Source organism: Pseudoalteromonas luteoviolacea (genome assembly GCF_018100925.1).
Lineage (GTDB): Bacteria > Pseudomonadota > Gammaproteobacteria > Enterobacterales > Alteromonadaceae > Pseudoalteromonas > Pseudoalteromonas obscura.
This window is the reverse complement of record NZ_JAGJEH010000002.1, coordinates 463,442-487,261: the sequence shown is the minus strand read 5'-3', so window position 1 is coordinate 487,261 and position 23,820 is coordinate 463,442. Positions and strand designations below refer to the sequence as shown.

Here is a 23,820-nt window from a genome sequence, read left to right as displayed (position 1 = left end):
GACCGCCAAGGTGGGCGGTCACTTTATAAGTTACATATCCGTTTTACTGAGACAAACCATGAAAAACAAACCAGATACTATGGCCAGCAAGCAATCAAACGCTCAACAAGATATTGCCATTGTCGGAATATCGCTGCGCTTTCCCGGTGCAAACAGCAAAGAGCAGTTTTGGCACAACTTAGCAAACAAAGTAAGTAGTATCACAGAGATCCCAGCTTCGCGCTGGCGATGGCAAGATGACTTTGATCCAACTCCGAAAAAAGACGAACAAAAAATTGTCAGTAAATGGGGTGGATTCATTGATGATATTGACGGTTTTGATGCCGGATTTTTCGCCATTTCGCCTAAAGAAGCGCAAAGTATGGATCCACAACAACGCCTGAGTATGGAGCTGGCGTGGCAATGTTTTGAAGATGCGGGTTTGTCTCCAAGCACCTTCAAAAACACCAAAACGGGTGTGTACTTAGGTTGCAGTAATACAGATTATCAAGAACTTGCCACAGGCAATATCGACCCGCATTTTTTAACGGGCATGTCTACTGGGGTCTTTGCTAATCGCATCTCCCACTATTTTAATTTCCAGGGACCTAGCGAGACCGTCGATACTGCCTGTTCATCGTCATTAGTTGCACTACACAAAGCCATGAACGATTTTAATGCCGGTGAAATCAACGCCGCTCTGGTCGGTGGCGTTAACTTGCTTATCACCAAAAGTCGCTATGTGTCATTCAGCAAGCTTGGGGTTTTATCGCCAAACGGACGCTGCAAAACCCTTGATGCCGACGCCGATGGTTATGTGCGTGGCGAAGGCGTCGGTATGGTACTTCTTATGCCACTAGAGCGCGCTTTAAAAGAAAACCTCACAGTTTATGGTGTAGTTAAAGGTAGTAGCGTTGGTCATTCCGGTCACACCAATACCCTCACCTCACCCAGTCCATTTTCTCAATCTAGAGTGATCCAAGAAGCCATCGACAATGCAGGAATTCATAGTGATGATTTATCATACATCGAACTACATGGCACTGGCACCCGACTCGGCGATCCAATCGAGATTCAAGGCTTAAAACGCGCTTTTCGTGCAACAAAATCCAAAAGTGCCGCCAGTGACAACACCTGCTACCTCAGCACAGTAAAAACCAACATCGGTCACTTGGAGTCCGCAGCGGGAATAGCGGGCATCATCAAGGTATTATTGAGCTTTAAATATCAGCAAGTGCCGCCGCTGCAAAACTTTGCGACTTTAAACCCAAAGATCTCTCTCGATAAATCGCCATTTCAATTGGCCACTGACTGCATGCCAATTGACCAAACTACCCCACTTGTTGGTATCTCGTCATTCGGCTTTGCCGGGGTCAATGCCCATGTCATATTGCAATCACTACCTAAAAGAGTGACTCATTCAATCAAGCTCAATGCCCCTGTTGCCATTGTGTTGTCGGCTAAAAAACCACACGATTTGCTTGAACGCGCCAAACAGCTAAGTGCTTTTATTACCGCACAAAACTTACAAAACGATGTGCTGGCCGACTTGGCATTTACCTTACAGGTCGGCCGTGAGAACATGACTCACCGCCTTGCCTTTACAGCTAATTCCATCGCTGAAGTAACCAAACAGCTCAACCTATTTGTCGCAGGTAACGAGGCAAATTGGCAACAAGGTAAAACAGATAAGGACAAAGCCAACGCCTGTATTGAAGCACACAATAAAAACATCGCTGACGTGCTAAGTCAATGGCTCACTGGTGTCGATGTCAATTGGACAACGCTTTATCAAAACGCTTTGCCAAATAGGCTTGCCCTGCCCGGCTACCCATTTAACCCAAAGCCATACTGGATTGAATCAAAAAAAGAAGAGACAAAAGCAACGCTGTTGCACCCGCTTGTGCATAAAGCACTGCCAGCTTTTGATGAGCTACTCTTTAGCTCCACTTTTAGCGGTGACGAGTTCTTTTTAGCTGACCACCAAATAAACGGTGAGCGAATATTACCTGGGGTCTGCACTTTAGAAATGGTTCATGCCGCGATCTCGTTGTCTCATGATTTAGATGAGTCGCACAGCATTCAAATAGAAAACGTCAAATGGCTGCGCCCGATCAACCTCACATTAGCAACAACAAAAGAACAAAGAACCGTTTATCTATCGCTTTGGGAAGCTGACAATAGAATTCAATTTGAAGTATGGCAAAAGCAAGATGGCTCACAGCTAGCGTGTGCCTCTGGAGAAGTTTGCATCTCGCAGCGAGCTGTGCGTAACGCCCGGTTTGAACAAGCCCCCCTATCTGATAGTGAGTTTTCCCCCTCTGATATCTACACAACGTTTAAAAACATGGGGATAGAATATGGCCCAAGCTTTCAGGGACTTCAGCAATTAAGCAAACAAGGCACGACAGTAATGGCCAAAGTCAGAGTGCCGGAATCTTGTTGTCTAGGTTTTAGCCTGACTCCCGCTATAATGGATGCCGCATTGCAGTCGCTACTCTTATTCGCTGAGCAGCGAAACGCGGCACTGCCGTTTGCCACAGAGCAAGTCAGTTATTACAACGCCAGTCAATTAAGCCAAGTACAGCACAATGAGATATGGGTAAAGGCCACGCAATTAAATACAAACGCAGATAGTACACAAAGGTTTGACCTCGATATTTTCGCCCCAGATGGCAGTTTATTGGTTCGCATTGAGGGCTTTTCTACCCGTGATGTGCCAATAAACGTGTTAAAACCGAGCCAACAAAACGAACAAACGCTATTGACGTTGACGCCATGCTGGCAAGCCATAACGCCTGATTTTTCGCAGTCGTTTGAAACGCGCTCGCTCTACTTTGGTCCGCAAGCATTAAAACCAGACTGGCTAGAAGCGTGCACTGACGCCTCCATTGACCAGCTACTTTGGATTGCAAAAGATGAATACGCCCAACCGCTAAGCTTGTTTAGGCAGTTAAAGCTTTTGCTTGCACAAGGGTTTGCCAACAAGCCGTTATCAATCACCTTGGTGACAGAAAATACTCAAGCAGTTTTTGACCAAAATGATCGAAGTGCTCGCGAAGGAGCTGGCCTGATAGGCCTATTGCAAAGTGTCTCGCAAGAAAACCAAAACTGGACTGTGCGTATCATAGATGCTGAGCAGCTAACCGCCATTCCCCCTGCATTCACAGCGCTACCTACTGGCTTGTACGCGCATCGCGGCGCTCAATACTTTGCCTTTGAACTCGCCGAACATACCTATCTAGATCATGCGCAAAACACCAACATGGCCTACCAACACCAAGGTACTTATCTAGTCCTTGGCGGCGCAGGCGGCCTTGGTCAAGTGTGGAGTGAGTGGATGATAAAACACCACGATGCGCAGATTATTTGGCTTGGCCGACGAGAAATAAACACAGACATTCAAAGCGATATCGACCGCCTAGCCCAACTTGGAAAAGCCCCTGTTTACATACAGTGTGATGCCAGTGATAAAGCCGCGATGGAAAATGCATTTGCAGACATCACCCGCCAATACGGCAACTTAAATGGTGTAGTGCATTCTATTTTACATTTGGAAGATCAAGCGCTGGCAAACATGGATGAAGCGCAGTTGCACCGTAGCTATCACGCCAAACAACAAACTGGTGAAGTGGCCCTTGAAGTATTTAGCCAAGCGGATTTAGATTTTTTCTTGTTCTTTTCTTCGATGCAATCGTTTTCTCCTGCTGCTGGGCAAAGTAATTATGCCGCTGGATGTGTCTATCTGGATGCCTTAGCACGCACTTACCAGCACAAATGCCCGGTTAAAATCATCAACTGGGGCTATTGGGGCTCAGTTGGCGTGGTACAAGATGAATATTACCAAAAGAAAATGCGCGCCATTGGCATTGGCTCAATAGAAGCCAAACAAGGCATGCAAGCACTTGCAACTTTTATGAACTCAAACCTAGTGCAAGCAGGCGTATTGAAAGTAACACAAGCCGCCTTCACTGACGCCTTTAAGTTACAAAGTTTTAGTGCACAAGGCATGCCGTGTGCACTTGATCAACAAGATTCCCAGCATCAACTGCCCGCGCAAGACAACAAAGCCGATGTCGATTTAAAGCAGCTTTGCAGTGCACTCAACAAAGCCGGTTGGCAGCGTCCCGAAAAGCGTGAAAAAGCACTCACGGCACTACCTGATTATTTCAGTAAATGGTGGAGCGAAACTGCGCGTTATTTAGAAGCTGAGCAACTACTACAAAACGGTTTTATCCAAGATGTTGACGTTGCGCCAATATCAGATCCCTCTGCAAACTTGCTAGACAGCTGCTTAGCCAGTTTACCCGCCATTTTAAATGGTGATATTAAAGCCACAGATGCAGTTTTCCCCAATGCTTCCATGGCCTTAGTCGAAGCAGTTTATCAAAACAACCCTGTTGCTGACTATGCAAACGCGGTCCTTATTGAGCAGCTTCAAGCATATCTTACGCAGAGCAATGCAAAGGCATTACGTTTGTTAGAAATTGGTGCGGGCACTGGTGGTACGACTCGATCTGTATTGCCTGCTGTTGCGAAATGGCAAGTTGCAGAGTACGCCTATACCGATTTATCAAAAGCGTTCTTTAATCATGCCAAAGCTCAGTACCAAACTGATTACCCGTTTATTGACACCAAATACCTCGACATCAGTAAACCACTTGCTGCTCAAAACATTGAGATAGGCCAATATGATGTGGTGATTGCCACCAATGTGTTACATGCCACTGCTGATATAAAAAACACCCTGCAAAATGCCAAAGCCAGTTTGAAGCAGGGCGGCATTTTGCTCATCAACGAAGTGGTAAAAAAATCCTTATTTACCCACCTCACATTCGGCTTATTGGAAGGATGGTGGCTAAGCCAAGATTCGCACATGCGTTTATCTGGCTCGCCTATGTTATCAATTGAGACTTGGCAACAAGCGCTAAACGAATCAGGGTTCAGTACTGTGTTTGCTGCGGCAGACCCCACAAGCCAACAGCAAGTATTTTGCGCTCAAAGCAATGGTTTTATTTTACAAAAAAGCATGCCAAAGCGAGGGGAAAATACACAGAACAAAGACAGTGTCAAAACAACAAAATCACACAATATGACCAGCAAGACAACAACGCAAAATCAGCAACAGGCGACAAATTCCAACGCAGACCTATCCAAGCTTTCTGAGTGTGTACAAAATGCGCTCTTTGACATTGCCAGCAATGCATTAGACATGCCGCCCAATGAATTAGATGCTGAAGAGTCGTTCGCAGACTACGGCGTGGATTCGATTTTGGCCATTCAAATACTTGATGAGATCAATGCAAAGTTTGGCCTAAACTTGCCTGCTACCTTGTTATTTGACTACCCATCTATTGAGGCACTCAGCGCTTATATCCTATTAGAACACAGTGATAAAGCAATGACACTGCTACCAGCCCAAAGCCCTGTTGAATCAAATATATCAGCCAAAAACATTGAACAACCGGCAAACACAGACAACGTTCAAAGTTTGCGTAAGCATCGAGCTCACACTAAAGCCTCGCAACCTGCCGATGATGAGAGCAAACCAGTAGAGATCCCCGCCAATGACGGTAAGATAGCCATTGTTGGTATGAGCGGCCAATTCGGCGATGCAGATAACCTCGATGAATTTTGGGCAATGCTGGCTGAAAAAAGAACCTCAGTCAAAGCACAAACACGCTGGGATCTGACTGGACTCAATGACAATCAGCAAAGCTGGAGCAAATACGCCAGTTTACTTAATGACATCAGCACCTTTGATGCGCCGTTTTTCTCCATCACGCCGCAAGAAGCCATGTACATGGACCCGCAGCAAAGACTATTTTTGCAAGAGGCCTACAAGGCATTAGAAGACGCCAATATGGTCACTCAGGTTGCTGGGCAAAATGTTGGCGTATATTTGGGGTGTGCACAAAGCGATTATGCAGGTTTGGCTGAAGACGATGCGCCGGCGCAAATTTTTTGGGGTAATGCAGGTTCTGTCATCCCAGCTCGCGTTTCTTACTTTTTGAATTTAAAAGGCCCTGCCCTTGCCATAGACACTGCGTGTTCTTCTTCTTTGGTTGCCATTCACAGTGCGTGTCAGGCATTGAACAACAATGAGATCAGCAGTGCGCTCGTTGGCGGTGTTGCGACCTTATGCACCCCCAAATTCTCGCTTCATGCAGGTAAAGCAGGCATGCTTAGCCCGGATGGCACTTGCTACACCTTTGACGATCGCGCCAATGGCTTTGTGCCAGGGGAAGGCGCAGGCGTATTAGTGCTGAAAAAACTGGAAGACGCTGAACGTGATGGCGACCACATTTACGGCGTAATTTTGGGCTCTGCCACCAATCAAGATGGTACCACCAGCGGGATCACAGCGCCCAGTTCCTTGTCACAAGAGCAGCTACACGGCGATATTTATACCCGTTTTGATATTGCACCCGATTCAATTCAAATGATCGAAGCTCATGGCACAGGCACTAAGCTTGGCGACCCCATTGAGTTTCAAGCACTGACTCGCGCATTTAGAGCGCATACCAACAACATCGAGTTTTGTGCATTGGGCTCAGTCAAAACCAACATCGGCCACTGCCTTACCGCTGCGGGTGTTGCTGGCGTGATCAAAGCGCTACTTGCCATGAAGCACCGTACAATCCCAGCTTCACTGCACTTTGAACAAGGTAATAGCCATATTAACTGGCAAGGCACGCCGTTTTTTGTCAATCGAGAAGCCATTGCATGGCAGACCGACAATCAGCAAAAACGTCGCGCAGCAGTTAGTTCATTTGGCTTTAGTGGTACCAATGCCCATGTTGTACTTGAAGAGTATCAACCCCAGCCCACTCAGCAACAAAGTGTAGAATTGCAGCCTGTGATCATTGCGCTTAGCGCCAAAAGCACCGACGCACTTAAAGACAAAGCACTCGCATTGCAGTCATGGATAGTAGATAAAAATGTACAAGAAAGTGCACTGGCAAGTTTAGCCTTCACGCTGCAAAGCGCCCGTGAAGAAATGGACCACCGAGTGGCGTTTACAGCAAATTCACTTTTGGATGTGAGCTCAATGTTGTCGCGCTTTTTAGACCATGCGCGCGGCCAATACAAACAAGGAGAAGTTAAACAAGGTAAAGAGATCTTAAGTGCCTTGGATAGCAGCGACTTCGCCCGTTGGATAGAGCAAGGCGACTTAGATAAGTTACTTGCCCTTTGGGTAGTCGGCGCGAATATTGACTGGCCGTTATTGTATGCAAATAGAATACCTGCACTTTTACGTTTGCCAACATATCCGTTTGCTAAAACGCCATTTTGGCTCCCAGAAAAAAGTACCAATAAGTCTGCTCAAAAACCAGCACTAAAAGGCCCTGAATACAATAATTTTGAGCTCAGTGCTACGCCCGATATAAATGGACACAGCGCTCATGTTCGGAGCACTCAAGCGTTTGAACCTGTGCCACAAATGCGATGTTTACAGACAGCACAAGCACCGTCTGCGCTACTTCACTACACCGCAAATTGGGTGGACAAGCCGTTAACCTCTACTGAATCTGCCACTTATCATCGCCAAATTGTACTGCTTGGTCATGACTTACCAGAGATATATTCGGTATCAAGCACGCGCCTTAGTTGCACGACGGCAAACATCCAAGAACAACTAGCAGCCTATACAAATGGTCTGATCGGCTACTTTAAGCAACTTGAAGTACAGCAAGGCACCATCACTAAAAAGACACCGAGCAAGTTACTTGTTCAAGTTGTTGTAAAAGACCAAACCCAGCTATTATCCGCACTAAATGGTGTACTTAAAACAGCAGCCATCGAATACAGTAATATTGAGACTCAGCTAATTGCTGTAGATGATACAAATAATTTTGAACACCTTGTTGAGGATGAAGCAAAAAAACAAGACTCCTGTATACGCTACCAACAGGGGCAGCGACAGGTTTTAACCTTTGACTTGCAAGCTTATCAGCACGTTGACACCTCTACACTACCTTGGAAAGAAAATGGTGTGTACGTGATAACGGGCGGCCTTGGCCAGCTTGGTCAAACCTTTGCCAAAGAAATCATTCAACATACTGCCAATGCGAAAATTGTGTTTGTTGGCCGTCGTGCACATAGCGATGCGATTCAGTCGCGCCTTGACGCATTAAGTGAAGAATCTTCGAGGTTAAGCTATGTGTCTTTGGATATTGCCAACCATGATGACGTCAACGCGCTTTTTGCAAACCTCACTGCCAGACACGGCAGCATTACAGGTATTATTCACAGTGCTGGTGTGATCAAAGACCAGCTGATCAGCAATAAAACACCACTGGAAGTCGCACAGGTGTTTGCACCTAAAGTGGCAGGCTTAATTGCATTGGATGAAGCAAGTAAAGCATGCGATTTAGACTTTTTTGCCTGTTTCTCTTCCATTGCCGGTGTTTTTGGCAATATGGGACAGGCAGATTATGCATGTGCCAACGCCTTTATGGACCGCTTTATGGCAAATCGCCAGACGCAAGCAGTGCAAGGCGCACGCAGCGGTTTAAGCCTCTCTATTAATTGGCCGCTGTGGTCAGACGGTGGTATGCAGGTTGACTCATTAACCGTCTCTATTTTGCAATCTCAAGGCATTGAGGTCATGCCAAATGAAATAGGCATCGACGCGTTCTATCGCATATTTACGTTGCAGAACATCCCTACTCAGCACTGTTTTTTATATGGCGATACAAGCAAATTAACAGAGCTTTGGTATAACCCTAACGGCACAGCTCAGAGCCACAATACCAATCCTGTTCAGGGTGAGAAAAACCACGCCCAAATCCGTGACTACGTTAAGTCAATTATTACCGACATCACTAAAATCGATGTGAAAGACTTAGACGAAGAGGTTGATTTTAAAGACATGGGCTTTGATTCCATCATGCTGATGTCGGTGGTACAAAGGCTAGAATCTGATGCATTTTTGGCTGTTGAATCCTTGCCACCAGCACTGCTTTTCGAGATAAGCACCATCAATGACCTATGTGACTATTTAGCTGCACACCAAATACCCGCGCATGTGGACCAACTTACGGCTCAAAGTACACCTTTAAATGCGCCAGTTCCGCTGTCAAAAGCCCAGCAAGGTCTGTGGCTATTGCACAAGCAAGATCCACAGCTAAGCACTTACCATGTACCAATGGTTTTTGAAGTCAATGACTTGAACGTGGATTGCATGCAGGCTGCGCTCAACTGGCTCAGCCAAAAACATCCAATTTTGTCGGTGCAGCTTTCTGAAATCGAAGGCTTACCACGGCAACAAATCACTGGACATGCGCCTAAACTGATGCAAAACCACACGCCTGTGGCGTCAAAATCAGCCTTAATCGATTTAATCCAAGCAGACATCAAGCAACCATTTGCGCTAACGCAAACGCATTCAACACAAAACCCGCTGCTGTGGCGCGCATCACATTGGCAAATAAACAGCCAGCTTGATGTCGTGGTAATGGTGTTCCATCACCTCATCATCGACGGTGTCTCTGCTACCTTGTTGCTTGATCAATTGTGGCAAACTTACCATGCCCTTGTCGCCAACGAACCGCTTAAGCAACCGCAACCTGACTCTGGTTTTTTCACTTATCTTGAGTGGGAAAAACAGATGCTTAACAGCGAACAAAGCACGCAGCTAAAGCACTATTGGCAAACACAATTGCAAGGAATTGAGCCTGAATTGTCACTGCCAGGCAAGCACAAAGAACAAAGCGCGACCAAACAAGCAAAACGTATTGAACTGCCAGTGAATAACAATCATGTGCAGCGTATTCAGCAATTTTGTAGCAGTAATAAGATAAACCCCGCCGCGTTTTTCTTATCGGTATTTCAAATACTTTTATGTGCCAACACACGCCGTACTGATATCACCCTAGGTGTACCGGTCCTGCACCGCCCAACCAGTGAAATGGCCAATGCCGTAGGTTTGTTTGTTAATCAATTACCACTGAGAGCCAAACTGAACAAGGCACAGCCATTTGCACACCTTGCCAGTCAAAATCAGCGTCAGTTAGGTGAATTGATAAAGCACAGCGGCTATCCATTTACAGATATCGTCCGCGCAACTGGCGCTAAACGCGTTATGCACAGCCATCCAATTTTCCAAATTGGGTTTGCGTACCACAACTTCTTAAAACCAGATTGGATTGAGTCTAATCAAGATTTGGTGAACGCCATTTGGCCTGAATGCTTGCAAGAGCCTGAACTGGATTTAAGCCTTGAGGTCACGCCGCTTTCGGACACCTTTAAGATTGCTTTTAAATTTAACGCAGCAGTTTACCCTCATCATGTAGTTGATACATTTGCCAAAGACTATTTGGCCCTATTTGATGATGTCATATTTGCAAACGGCCCAGTGCTAAGCAGCTTGCCTGTATTTACTCAGCACCAACCAATACCTGCCTCAGCGCATCAATCTACTGAGCAAACTCTAGTCGATTTATTTGAAGCACAAGCGACCCAGCATCCAGAGCGCACTGCCGTCTGTTTTGGTATGCAGTCTATCAGCTACAGCCAGCTCAATGATAAGGCAAACCAGTTCGCCCATACTTTACTCAACCACCCCGAATTTAGACATGGCGCTGAAAGCCTGATTGCATTGTGTGTAAAACCATCGATTGAACTAATTGTCGCCATACTCGGTATTTTGAAATCAGGTGCTGCCTATGTACCACTCGATGCCAATTCACCAAAGGCGCGTATTAATCATATATTACAAGACGCCAACCCAAGTATTTTGGTCCTTGGCGCTGATCTGCCTGACGCGGGGGCTAGCCAGCACAATCAAGTGATTAACTTACAAACGGCCCTTGCTGGAAATACGCAAGTTGCCAATATCAATCGAGCATCGTCATCAAGCCTTGCTTATATCATTTACACATCAGGTTCTACAGGCAAACCAAAAGGCGTGTTAGTTGAGCATCACAACGTATCCAGCCTGTTCAATAACTCTCAGTCTAAATTTGGCTTTACTGAGCAAGACACTTGGTGTTTGTTCCACTCTTATGCATTTGATTTTTCGGTGTGGGAAATTTGGGGCGCGCTACTGCACGGTGGCAAGCTATTGATCCCCGATGAGCTTACTCGCAAAGAATCCGTGAGTTTTGCCAAGTTTGTCACCGATAATCAAGTGACAATTTTAAACCAAACCCCATCGGCGTTTTACCCTCTGATGGATATCTTGCTCGCAAGCCCACACAATGCGCTACGTAAAGTGATATTTGGCGGTGAGGCGTTAGATTTAAACAAACTGACACCCTGGTTTGAGCAGACACAACGTCAAGCTGAGCTTATCAACATGTATGGCATCACCGAAACCACTGTGCATGTGACTGAAGTCACCATAGATGCCAACATGGTGTATGGCGGAAAAACACGCAGTATCATAGGCCGTGCTCTACCCGGCTACGAAGTTTTGTTGTTGGATGAACAGTTAAATCCGGTTCAATCTGGACAAGTCGGTGAGATTTTTGTCTCTGGCTGCGGCGTTACTCGAGGTTACCACAATCAGCCTACCCTAACTGATGAGCGGTTTATTACACATAGTTCAGGTAAACGTCTTTACCGCTCAGGAGATCTAGCTCGTTTAAATGAGTCTGGCTTACTAGAATACATGGGCCGAGCCGACGACCAAGTTCAGATCCGTGGTCACCGTATTGAGCTTGGCGAAGTGCAATGCGCGCTCAAATCACTTAGCTATATCACAGACGCATACGTTATTGCAGCACAAAAGCAGCTTGGTCAAGTGTTAGTTGCCTATATCATTGCACCAGATGCACCATCTACCGCAAAAATACGTTCAGATTTACTGACCAAGCTGCCAGAATACATGGTGCCAGCTTATTTCGTATTAGTACCTCACTATCCACTAACCGCAAATGGTAAAATTGATAAGCAAGCACTACTAACACAACTGCCTTTTAATCAAACACCAAAGACGGCTTTGTTGAATACACAAAGTGCCGCCAGTATCAATGCAACTCGGCCTAAGTTTGCTATGCCTGTGGCACAACCAGAGCTCAAATCAGCCGTAACGCAAATCTGGCGACAAGTACTTGAGGTTGACCATATCGCCTCTGACGTACCATTCTTTGAAGCAGGTGGAGATTCACTGCTGGCCAATGTACTGACCGCAAAGTTTAAATCACAATTAAATGTGGAATTCCCGCTGACGCAGATCTTTCAGTCCAGCACCATAGAGGCTATGACTGATTTTATTGCACAAGCTCAATCGACAAATAGCCCAACAAGTTCTGCAATCATACGAGACAACGAGGTTACCAGTAGCGCACAAAATCAAGATGTGGCGCTGATCGGGCTGTCTTGTCAGTATCCAGACTCGCCTGATCATGCCACTTTTTGGCAAAATTTAGTCGAAGAACAAGATCTGCTAAAAAGACTCAGCGAGTCCAGCAAGCAAGGTGACGTTACATGGCTAGACTCATGGGTAGAAGGCCAAGATCAGTTTGATCCAGAGTTTTTCAATATCTCTGAAAAGAATGCCAAAGCCATGAGTTATTCACAGCGCCAGCTGTTAATGCACGCATGGAAAGCGATAGAAGATGCCGGCTACTGCGCCAAAAATATGCCAAATACCGGAGTTTATGTATCATCTTCAGGTGCTGACAATCCTGATCTGAATCTGCAAGACAAGTTTAAAGATGGGCAGTTTATTTTAAATGCACAAGATTATGTGGCTTCAACCATTAATCAACCAGGGACACTACCCACGACCATTTCTTACCACCTAGGCTTTACTGGCCCAAGCTTATTTGTGCATTCAAACTGCTCATCTTCCATGTCAGCCATCGCACTGGCATGCAGTGCGCTAAAGGCCGGTGAAATAGATTACGCCATTGTTGGCGCGGCTTGTTTATATCCGCAGCATTACACCGGATATGAATATGAAAAAGGGTTAAATTTTGCAGGTGATGCTCGCTGCAAAGTGTTTGACGAAAAAGCCGATGGCATGATTGGTGGCAGTGGCGTCTCTGTCATTGTGTTAAAACGTGCCGTTGATGCTTTAAACGATGCAGACAACATCTATAGTGTGATCCGTGGCATTAAAATCAATAATGACGGTAAAGACAAAGCAGGCTTTTTCGCACCTGGTACCAAAGGCCAGATGCATGTCATTGAGCAAACGCTAAAAGCCGCCAAGGTGTCACCTGCATCAATCAGTTATGTTGAGGCCCATGGCACCGGCACCGCCCTTGGCGACCCAATCGAGTTTTCATCGTTACAGCAGGTGTATCAGCAGCACAGTAGTGACAAGCAGTTTTGTGGTCTAGGCGCGGTCAAGTCAAACCTTGGCCATACCGACACATTGGCAGGGTTAACTGGTTTTATTAAAACCTCGCTGGCGCTATATCACAAAAAAATACCAGCTTCTTTGCATTACAACACTGCTAATCCGCACATCGACATGAACAACTCTCCATTTTATGTCGTCGACCGAACAAAAGACTGGAATACGCCGCTACTACCGAGGCGTGCGGCAGTAAGCTCATTTGGCATTGGTGGCACCAATGCCCATGCAGTGTTAGAAGAAGCGGGTAAATCATTCGACCATGACATCGAAAGCCAGTTACAAAACAAGTCTTGTATCATCGTTTTGTCTGCACAAAATGAAGAGGTATTGACCAAACAAGTAAGTCAATTGCGCGACTACCTAACTGCAAACGACCTATCTCAGCAAGCATTGGTTAGGTTGGCTTACACATTGCAAACTGGCCGCACAGTTATGCCTGTGCGTACAGGGGTTGTTGTCAGCTCTATTGATGAACTGAAAACAAAACTCACCCAGTATTTGAATGCACCAACGTCGAGTCTTGCAAGCACAGTTCAAACACACTCCCTTGATTTGGCCGCAGCATTTAATCAAGGCGATTATCAGGGCATATTAACCACTTGGTTGGCATCAGGCTTTACGGGCTGGGACTTCATCTACCAAGGCGCCAAGCTTAAAAAGCTCAGCTTGCCCACCTACCCGTTTGCGTTAAGAACGATTGCCCTTGGCAATGTAAATACTGTGCGAGCACCAAATTTAGACGGCACAACAAAGTCTACAGGCGAAGCAGCGCTTAAAACCCCAGTTTGGATTGAAAAAGCCATAGCTCATCAAGAACAAGTATCACAACACCACGACGCAGAACATCACGTCGTTTTTTGCGACTTTCCAGCACACGTCACTGAACTACCTCATGCTCAGGTACACATGTTGCTATCTGAGCACTTTTCAACTGAGCAAAAAGTCTCGGACTTTGGTTTTCAGTTACTTCAAATTATTAAGGAAAATGTAGCCACTAAACGGCAAATAAAACTGCAATTAATTATTGCTGACAATGGCTCTGGCGATACGCTAGATAACTTATATACATGCTTCCACGCTCTCTTAAAAACCGCCAGCCTTGAGTGCAAAACACTGAAGACACAATTAGTTGTGTTAGATGACGCGGCAATTCAAAACAACCTTGCTACGATACTTCACGCAGAGCAAAGTGGCTTTGACGATAACTTTGTACGCTACACACAAGGTGTAAGAGAAGTTTTAACATATCAAGCAATCGTACCTGCTGAACCGCAGATGCCGTTTAAAGCAGATGGCGTTTACCTTATAACTGGTGGGCTTGGTGGGGTTGGTCGCCATTTTATCAAAGCAATCAGTTCACAACCTTTTAATAAAACCATCGTTATCACAGGTCGTAAACCGGAGAGTCACCCTGATGTGCAAAAGCAGTTAGCCCAACTAAAAGCCGCTAACACTCAATTGCATTATCAAAGTGTGGACGTTTCTCACAAAATGAACGTGCTCTTGATGGTGCGCGATATCCTTACCAAGCATGGTAAGCTCAGCGGCGTCATCCACGCTGCGGGCATTGTAAAAGACACGCTATTAAACAAAAAAGACCTAGCGAGCTTTACTCAAGTGCTCGCCCCTAAAGTGGGTGGCGTGGTCGCGTTGGACGAAGCCACCCAAGATCTCGCACTGGACTTTTTCGTTTGCTTTGCAGGACTGAGTGGCGTTAATGGTGCTCTCACGCAAATAGACTACGCCACTGCCAACGCCTTTTTGGACAGCTACATGCATCATCGCAGCGCACTGCAAAAGCGTGGAGAACGCCAAGGGTTAAGCGTTAGTATCGACTGGCCATATTGGCAAGATGGCGGCATGAAAATCAACCCTGATTTTGCAGATATACTCGCCCAAACAGGCTTCGCACCTATGCCGACAGAAACAGGGATTAATGCGTTTTATCACGCGCTTAAAAATCCACAAACACTCATTGAGTTTGCAAATGATGCGCTACCTGACACCACACAAGATATTCGTCAGTTTAACAGTATTGACGCATTAACCACTGAGCTAAAATCAGGCCTTTCCGACCTCGCAGCCAATATTCTAGGTGTTAATGCCAAAGATCTTGATCCTGACACAGATCTGGGTGACTTTGGTGCGGACTCCATAGCCTTTATCACCTTTATCAATCAAATTAACGCCAAGTACCAACTGGCGCTGTCGCCAAGTGTGCTATTTATGCACTCCACTCTCAACAGTATATTGGCGCATATATTAGATGAACACAGTGACAAGCTAGTCAATAACTCATCCCTGAATACACAGTTCAAACCTGCACAAGCCGCTTGCCAGCCTGATGAAAGTGACGATCCCATCGCGATCGTCGGGATCAGCGCACAATTCCCACAAGCTGACAACATTGAACAGTTTTGGCAAAACCTTGCCAATCAAACAGACTGTGTCACCGAATTTGATTGGGCTGAATTAAATAGTGATACCCGCTCACAAAAACCTCTACCTAGTGATATTAATTGGCTTGGCCGCCTAGAACGCAATCAAAGTTTTGACCCGTTGTTTTTCAATATTGCACCCGCAGAGAGCGAGCGCATTAAGCTGCAAGAAAGCTTATTGATGTCCCATGTTTGGCAATGTATTGAGGATGCAGGCTACGACCCTAAATCACTGGCGGGCACCAATACCGGTTTATTCATAGGCTGTCAGGCGGGGTACCATGAAGGGTTAATCACCTCCTCAGCTTATGCGCCAAACCGAATGAGCTACTTCTTAGACTTTCACGGTCCAAGTGAAGGCGTCGATACAACTTGTTCATCGTCTTTAGTTGCCATACACAAAGCTGTGCAAGCAATTCAAAATGGCGAGTGCGACCAAGCAATCGTTGGGGGGGTCAATGTTATTGAGTCGCCGAGCGCCTCAATTGCCATGCATGACATTGGCGCGCTGTCACCAACGGGTCGTTGCCGTACTTTTTCGGCAAATGCCGATGGGATTGTTCGTGGTGAAGGTGTTGGCATGATCTTTATTAAAAGGCTCACGCAGTCGGAACAAGATAAAGATCATATATATGCGACAATCTTAGGCTCTGCTATCAATCATGGTGGCAAGTCTCAGGGCTTTACAGTGCCAAATGCAAAGGCGCAAACTCGCTTGTTAGATAAAGCTTGGCAAGATGCAGGCATTGACCCAAGTACGCTGAGTTACGTTGAATGTCATGGCACGGGAACCACTCTTGGTGATCCGGTGGAGCTAGATGCACTAAAAGCCGCTTATAAAAAAGTAAGTACAACAGCAAACAGTACGCAAAGCTGTGCGCTCGGCTCTGTAAAAAGTAACATTGGCCACCTTGAAATTGCCGCAGGCATTGCCGGGGTAATTAAAGTGTTGCTACAACTTAAGCACCAAACCCTTGTGCCGTCATTGCATGTGGACGAATTGAACCCCTACTTGGAACTCGATAACTCACCATTTAAAGTACAAACAGAACTCACTCCCTGGCAAAGTGAACAGCCGCGCCGCGCCGGTGTAAGCTCTTTTGGCATAAGTGGCGTGAACGCCCATATCGTGATCGAAGAATACACAGCTAAGCCTATTCTCAATGCAAACGCATCGCCTAATGAGACAGCCATTGTACTTTCTGCGGTCAGTCAACCTGCGCTAGTAGCAAAGACAGAGGCGCTTAATGCGTACCTAGATCGACATTCCAATGTGTCTTTGGAGTCACTTGCATACACACTACAAGTGGGTAGGACAGCTCATAAATACCGCACAGGGTGGGTTGTGTCCTCTATCGAGTCTTTAAAACAAAAGCTGGATCACGCACTTACAAACGACGCTCTGGAGATCCAAAAAGTGCCAACTGCACAAGCACCAGTTATTGAAGATAAGGATGCCATAAACCTCAAGCAAAACCCCAGTGCGCTATTGCACTTTTGGCTTCAAGGCCACGCTATAAATTGGCCTGTACTTTATCAAGCAGCGGTGCAAAAAATCAGTCTGCCAACCACGCCGTTCGTAACAACTGAAAAGCCTTCTGCGTCTTGGCTACTACTTGAGAATGAATGGCAACCTGCACCTTTGGCCTGCCCATCAGATTGGCACGCTCAGATAACCCCAATGCTAGCTGGTAAAAAAGTGCTGATCGTCGCACAAGACCTGCAAAGCGCTGCGCCACTGCAAGAAAAGCTCGCTGATTTAGATGTTAAAGCAGTGAACTACGGTGCACTGAGCACATTAACACTTAACCAAGGTAACTTGCCAAACTTGGTATTTTTTATCGCTGAACCAACTGATATAAAAACAGCGCAGGTAAAACCCCTTTATGAGTTTATGCAAGCCATCTCAAAGCTTGATAAACACGCCATGCAGCTGTTTTATACACTACCAGAGTGTTTGGCGAACACCCACTGCGAAGATATGAGCGCGCTACTGAGAAGCTACACCATGCGCAGCCCTGCACATGTGTGGAGCCTAGTTGAATTTGCTATTGAGGACAATAATTGGACTGATAAATTGCTGCAGGAGGTCGTTTGTCCCAGCTTAAGTGGCGAAACCTCTCAACCAAATCAAGTTAAATACCAAGACCAAACTCGATTTGCCTTAACCCTGAACAAAGCGTCGATACCTTCAATTGCACCGACGCTAAGCGTTCCCAACTTCAAGCAAAATGGGGTGTATTTAATTGCAGGCGCACTTGGAGAACTTGGCATGGCACTGAGCAAGCAGTTATTAACTGAGTTTAATGCCACAGTTATTCTAATTGGCAGGCGCAGTGAACAGCAGTGTGCAGAAGCAATTGAGCAACTCAAAATTCTTAATCAAGGGCAAGTGCACTACCTCAGCGCTGATGTCACTTGTGAGCAAGACCTTACAGTGGTTAAGCAATTTATTGATACACGAGGTATCTCTCTCAATGGCGTTGTACACTTAGGCACCGCTTTTTCGCAAGATGAAACTTGCTGGGCCGACTTTGAACGAGCCATGCAGGTTAAAGTTCAAGGTTCGATAAACCTAGATAAAACATTCGCTGAGTCAAAACTCGATATGTTTGTGATGTTCTCATCTATGGCCGTATTTGGCAGCTTAAATCACTTGTCATATTCATATGGCAATGGCTTTCAAAATACCTTTGCACATACCCGCCAACAGCTGGTCAATGCAGGCCAAAGGCAGGGGAAAACTCTGGCCATTAATTGGGGCTATTGGCACTCCGATGATCCGGTAAAAAGCATCGAAAATCGCTTTGCCGAGAAAAAAGGCTACCAGCTGATTAACATGCCCGATGCTTTCGCATTGATGCAAAGCTTACTTAGCTCAGAAGCGACGAATATAGGTGCGTTGCTAAGCTCAGAACCAGAAAAAATTTATCACAACACCGCCCGCTTAATGGCTCGAAAAGCTGAGTTAAATCAATTGATTAAAAACACAGAAGCAACTCAAATTGAAGTCGTCAAAGCATCAGACATACGGGCGGCTGTGATCCAAATCGTCAGTAATGTGATCGGCGTCTCTGCCGATGAGCTGGACCTAGATTGCGACCTGTACGACTATGGTTTTGACTCCATATCTTTGCTAAAAACGTTTCAACAATTAAAAGAAACCCTTAACATCGAATTGCAAGCAGATGCATTTAAAAACATGAACACCATCGCTGCGTTCATCGATGACATTGAAAAGCTCTACATCGCTGAAGGTAGTGGTAAAAAAAGCGATGCGAAACAGCAAAAACCTGACTTTATCTTAGACGCGGGCTTTACGCCAACAGTAGACACCACTTCATTAGAAAAGGCCTATGAAGGCGCGGTTAATGCTGTATTACTTACTGGTGCAACGGGCTTTTTAGGTAGTCATATCTTGCAGCAGTTACTGGATGAAACAGACGCCACTATCTACTGCATCGTTCGAGCCAATAACCTTGATCAAGCAAAGCAACGTATCGCGCACTCAGCCCAAAATTATCGGCTTACACCGAATATGAAGCGCATCGTGCCTATGCTCGGTGACATGGAAAAACCACAACTCGGGCTGTCAGACAAAAACTGGCAACGTTTATGCTCTGAGGTGCAACATATCGTCCACACGGCATCTTATGTCAATCATATTCAGCCTTACTTTGCATTCAAAAAGTCGGTGGCGGGCACCAATCAATTGTTAGAAATGGCGACCACACTATCGCTTAAAATGCTCCACTTTGTATCGAGCACAACTGCCAGCACACAGGTAAAAAACTCCCACTTTTCAGTCAACCCTGTAGAGGACTTTATTGATATTAAAGATGCTGAGCTTATCTGTAGTGGTTACGGTCAATCTAAATGGGTGCAAGAAGAGAACATCCGTCAAGCCTCACAGCATGGAGTGCCTTACACTATTTACCGCTTTGCTCAAATTTCGGGATCGTCGCAAACGGGGATTGGCAACACTGATGATATTTTCCACCGTATTCTAAAAATGATGATGCGCACGCCAGTGCAGCCAGCTGATGTACCGTATTTGCTGGATATTATTCCGGTTGATAAAGCCGCAGCCGCAATTGTGCTCGGAATGGGTGATGAGCAAAAGCGCAATACTGTATTTCATGTAGCAAACAAAACCCCGCTGCCAGTAAGCGAGTTTTACGACTTGACCAAAGCGCACGACCTGAAGTTTGAACAAGGTGATAAACATGACTTCATTGCTTCGTGCAAACACTATATTGCACATGCAACAGAGGGTAATACCCAAGTCATTATGAACGGGCTACTCACTCAGCGCCCAGGTTATGATGAGTATTTATTCGAAACCTATCTAATGCCAATGTCGCCCTATGACAAAGACAACTATTTATCTCTAATAGAGAAATACCAGATTGGATTTGGTGAATGGAAAACCTTGTTTAATACCTATTTTAAACAGTGGCGACAAGACCCCCATTATCAAATAATTTGGTCAGAGGCAGCATCACAATCGAACTAAAGCCAAAGCTCAAAGCCGCTATTTTTCTAGGTAGCTTTGAGCTTTTGCCATAAATCAGCTAATGTGTTTTAAAACAACGCATTGATACACGCTATGCATATCAAAGACACTGCCTTAGGCGCTTTGGCTGAACTTGGCTATCCGCAGCAAAAAATCAAAACAGCACAGGCTCGGCAACTTTCTGCAACGCTTTACCGACAATTAGCTGATCACCAGATTGAATCTGTACTGCACCTGTGCGAGCAATTGCTTGAGGAGCGTGATTGGATGCTCAGTTTAATCGCCTATGACTGGGCGTTTCGAGTCAAAAAACAATATACACTAAGTACCTTTGATATTTTCGAATGTTGGTTACTGCACTATGTCACCGACTGGTACGACTGCGACGATTTTTGTACCCATGCCTTTGGCGAGCTAATTGTGCAATACCCCCAACTCATTGATAAAACCCACCATTGGGCCACGCACAGCAACTTCGCTGTTCGAAGAGCCGTTGCAGTCATTTTAATTTACCCATTAAATAAAGGTAAATCCCCCCTAAACGCCCCTTTAAACGCGGCAAACTTGTTATTCAATGATCAACATGATTTGGTGCAAAAAGGCTATGGCTGGCTACTAAAAGTGCTTTCAAAGTCATCGCCAGACGTCGTTATTAATTATCTCAAAACTCACCACAAACACATGCCTCGGGTGGCATTCCGATATGCGCTAGAAAAACTCGACAAACAAACCAAAGCGCAGCTCATGTCGCTGTAAATAGAACTTCGTCCCGAATATGGTAATTTTGGAAAATATCAATTATTCTTTTGTTACTTTATAACACTTAAGAGCACATCATGATAACGATAACAAAGCTCTCTGAAAAACATCTAGAACAGGTAAAAGCCATTCAAATTGAAGATAGTCAGGTTGAATTTGCAGGCATTGCTTCCGAGTTTTTAAATGATATATGCGACACCACCCATTTGCATGTGATTGAATATCAAGGCAACGTCATTGGTTATTTTAAGCTTGACCTCGCTTATGCTCAGAAATATGACTTTTGCCCAAAAGATGCTGTTGGGATCCGCGCATTTGTGATTGATAAACGCCAACAAGGCAACGGCTATGGCAAACAAGCAGTGCATGCCCTTTTCCCTTACGTGCGCGAGTTTTATCCCGAGTACAGTCAAATTTATTTAACCGTCAACTGCCGTAACAACCCCGCATACCAATGCTATAAAAAAGCAGGCTTTGAAGACACAAATGAAAAGTATTTGGGCAGTCCAGCGGGAGCAAATTACATTATGAAGGGCATGTGTTAAACACCGCAAAAAGTGATGTTTGAATTCACGGGTTAAACCTTTTAAAAAAGTAGTTTTAGGTTAATTAATAAGTACGTTTACTCAGCGCAAACGTACTTGGTCCACTCAGTGTTTAGAGGTAATCGACCTCAGCGTAACCACCATCCGCGATACAACGCCTTACATCTTCTCTGTACTGGGCGTGGAAAATAGACTTTGAGGTCCATAAGATGTTGTAGTTATTTTTGTCTATGCAAGTTACCAAAATCGTCATATATGCATGAGCTGTTGATTGCACACCAAGTAATAGAGCAATGGCAGCTATGCCGCCAAATAGCATTGATTTAAGTTTCATTATTATATACTCCCTTGTTTTATACCTTTTATATAAATATAAAAATTAAAATCAGCAATACAGAGCTGTTAAATAGAGCAATAAAAATCGGAGTTTATTTTAAACACCTGAATTTTACAAACGCACGAACTATTTACATATAACTATTCATGCCAAAATACACTATTTTACCTTACATTGCTGAGAAAGACTAAATGGAGAACCCCTATCGCCATACATCACATCTGATGTATTTAATACGTAATAAAACGAACCTCAGGGAAACCGCCTTCATATAAGCACCTCGTCAACAAAGCGTTTTGCACTCTAGGATTAGAGGCGCGATCCGACCACAGCACTTTGGATTCACTTTGATCTACACACGTAATAAGCATGGTATTACTGCCAATAGAGGCCATTGCATGACTACTTAAAGATAAAGTAGCCGCTGTAGCAAAGCCAAAAAAAATTGATTTTAATTTCATTTTTATAAACTCCCTTGTTTAAATTAAACAGATTAAAATCAAGTCGAATATATAATAGACAAAAAAGACTGTAAACAACCATGAAACGTAAAATCCACCGTTATTTAAATTCTATAAAATCATTAATTTATCATGAAAAAATTAATCAAAATTTACCAAATACTAGAGCTATGTGAATACGAGTGCACAAAAGAGTGCGTCTACTTTCATCAAGTTCGATAAACTAGCTGCAACGAGAGAAGTAAGACTCAATCAGGTATTTATCAATTAAACAGAATTAGAGCGTGTTGAGGTAACCACATTCAGACAATAAAAAGAGGTCGTTAGTCGGCTAACTGTTTTAGCACGGTTAGCCAACTTGCTTTTAGACATTGAATGGTTTGCTTTTATAGACCTTTTCTTCCCAACGACTTCATCGTTCCCTCCCACTTTTGCTTATCGTCAGGTGTTGCTAAGACCAAAGAGCCAAATAAGTTTATTTGTGCTTTTTGAATACCACAAAACTGTAATGTATATGTATCAAGTTGAGCAATCACTGGCGCTGCTTGCTCTTCCATATGCTGTGCAGGCATATCCATTGTTAGAATAAGGCGGGACGTTTTACCTGTTAAGAGCTGTACAGGTACAGGGTTATCTTTTTCGTACTTAAAAGAGAAATCTGGTAAAAACGCTCTATCAAATAAGCCCTTAAGTTTAGCCGGGATCCCACCCCACCAAATCGGCGAAATAATTACAATATGCTCAGCCCACAAAACTGCCTTCTGAAACTCGACTAAAATAGGCTCTAAAATTTGTGGTGTATTGTAGCCATACTGCAAACTTGCATTAAATGTCATTTCAGATAAATTAAAACGTCTTACCTCAAAGTACTCTCTTGCTTCACAACTGTAGATATCTGCCAAGTGTTGACCAAAACTGTTTGATTTTGGATTACCATTTAGAACTAGTATTTTTTTCGTCATTTTACTCATTTCCTATTTTTGAGTTTGATGACGAGTCTAGTCTCTTCCCCTAGGGGTAGAGTCAAGCATAGAAGGACAAGATTTTATCGTAGACAGACAATTTTCAATCCGAGAGATCCTGCTATTTAACGAATCTACCTGACGTGACAACTGACACTTAAGCCCAACCAGAAACTGCTCTATTCGTAGCCAATCTACTTCCCCATTTTGATAGACAATCACCTCGTCAAGTTGAGCTAAAGTAGACCCTAACGACTTGGCCTCTTTGATTAGGTTCAGCACCTCTATGTGCGAATCTTCGTATACGCGGTAGCGTCCTTGTCTCAAAGGTGTTTTAATCAAGCCTCGCGTTTCATACAATCGAATCGCTTTTATTGATAATCCGGTTTTATTTGCAACCTCTCCGATATACATAGATTTCCTTTAATTTGTGAGATGAATGGAATTAGCCTTAATAATTCACGATATATTTGTTTTATCCACATCGCTCAAAAACAACTAACTTTAT

At 44.7% G+C, this 23,820-nt stretch carries 7 protein-coding genes; 3 read left to right on the top strand and 4 right to left on the bottom strand.

The annotated features are described in order from the left end of the window. Positions 1-58: 58 nt before the first annotated feature. The 3 genes from J8M00_RS04940 (at position 59) to J8M00_RS04930 (ending at position 21,552) form a co-directional block, all read left to right on the top strand. A complete protein-coding gene (locus J8M00_RS04940; RefSeq protein WP_211009226.1) occupies positions 59-20,248 on the top strand; it encodes a non-ribosomal peptide synthetase in 20,190 nt (6,729 codons plus the stop codon). 93 nt (positions 20,249-20,341) lie between these two features. Beyond that, complete coding sequence (locus tag J8M00_RS04935) at positions 20,342-21,004, top strand: DNA alkylation repair protein (protein WP_211009225.1); 663 nt, start codon at positions 20,342-20,344, stop codon at positions 21,002-21,004. Positions 21,005-21,084: 80 nt separating this feature from the next. After that, complete coding sequence (locus tag J8M00_RS04930) at positions 21,085-21,552, top strand: GNAT family N-acetyltransferase (RefSeq protein WP_211009224.1); 468 nt, start codon at positions 21,085-21,087, stop codon at positions 21,550-21,552. Between the two features lie 112 nt (positions 21,553-21,664). Here the strand turns inward: J8M00_RS04930 and J8M00_RS04925 are convergent, their stop codons facing one another. The 4 genes from J8M00_RS04925 to J8M00_RS04910 all read right to left on the bottom strand — a co-directional run bounded on the left by J8M00_RS04925 (position 21,665) and on the right by J8M00_RS04910 (position 23,726). After that, positions 21,665-21,886, bottom strand: a complete 222-nt coding sequence (locus J8M00_RS04925; protein ID WP_211009223.1) for a hypothetical protein — start codon at positions 21,884-21,886, stop codon at positions 21,665-21,667. A 233-nt stretch (positions 21,887-22,119) separates the two neighbouring features. Then, positions 22,120-22,350, bottom strand: coding sequence for a hypothetical protein (locus J8M00_RS04920; protein WP_211009222.1), 231 nt, complete (start codon positions 22,348-22,350; stop codon positions 22,120-22,122). Positions 22,351-22,736: 386 nt separating this feature from the next. Continuing rightward, a complete protein-coding gene (locus tag J8M00_RS04915; RefSeq protein ID WP_211009221.1) occupies positions 22,737-23,312 on the bottom strand; it encodes an NAD(P)H-dependent oxidoreductase in 576 nt (191 codons plus the stop codon). A gap of 36 nt (positions 23,313-23,348) precedes the next feature. After that, the gene (locus J8M00_RS04910) at positions 23,349-23,726 is read right to left on the bottom strand and encodes a MerR family transcriptional regulator (protein WP_023401152.1); all 378 of its coding nucleotides are present in this window, start codon (positions 23,724-23,726) and stop codon (positions 23,349-23,351) included. Between the last annotated feature and the right edge of the window lie 94 nt (positions 23,727-23,820).

What these genes read in the sequence shown, in the direction of transcription:
- J8M00_RS04940 (WP_211009226.1), top strand. Translation starts at nt 59, where the DNA reads ATGAAAAACAAACCAGATACTATGGCCAGCAAGCAATCAAACGCTCAA.
- J8M00_RS04935 (WP_211009225.1), top strand. Translation starts at nt 20,342, where the DNA reads ATGCATATCAAAGACACTGCCTTAGGCGCTTTGGCTGAACTTGGCTAT.
- J8M00_RS04930 (WP_211009224.1), top strand. Translation starts at nt 21,085, where the DNA reads ATGATAACGATAACAAAGCTCTCTGAAAAACATCTAGAACAGGTAAAA.
- J8M00_RS04925 (WP_211009223.1), bottom strand. Translation starts at nt 21,886, where the DNA reads ATGAAACTTAAATCAATGCTATTTGGCGGCATAGCTGCCATTGCTCTA.
- J8M00_RS04920 (WP_211009222.1), bottom strand. Translation starts at nt 22,350, where the DNA reads ATGAAATTAAAATCAATTTTTTTTGGCTTTGCTACAGCGGCTACTTTA.
- J8M00_RS04915 (WP_211009221.1), bottom strand. Translation starts at nt 23,312, where the DNA reads ATGACGAAAAAAATACTAGTTCTAAATGGTAATCCAAAATCAAACAGT.
- J8M00_RS04910 (WP_023401152.1), bottom strand. Translation starts at nt 23,726, where the DNA reads ATGTATATCGGAGAGGTTGCAAATAAAACCGGATTATCAATAAAAGCG.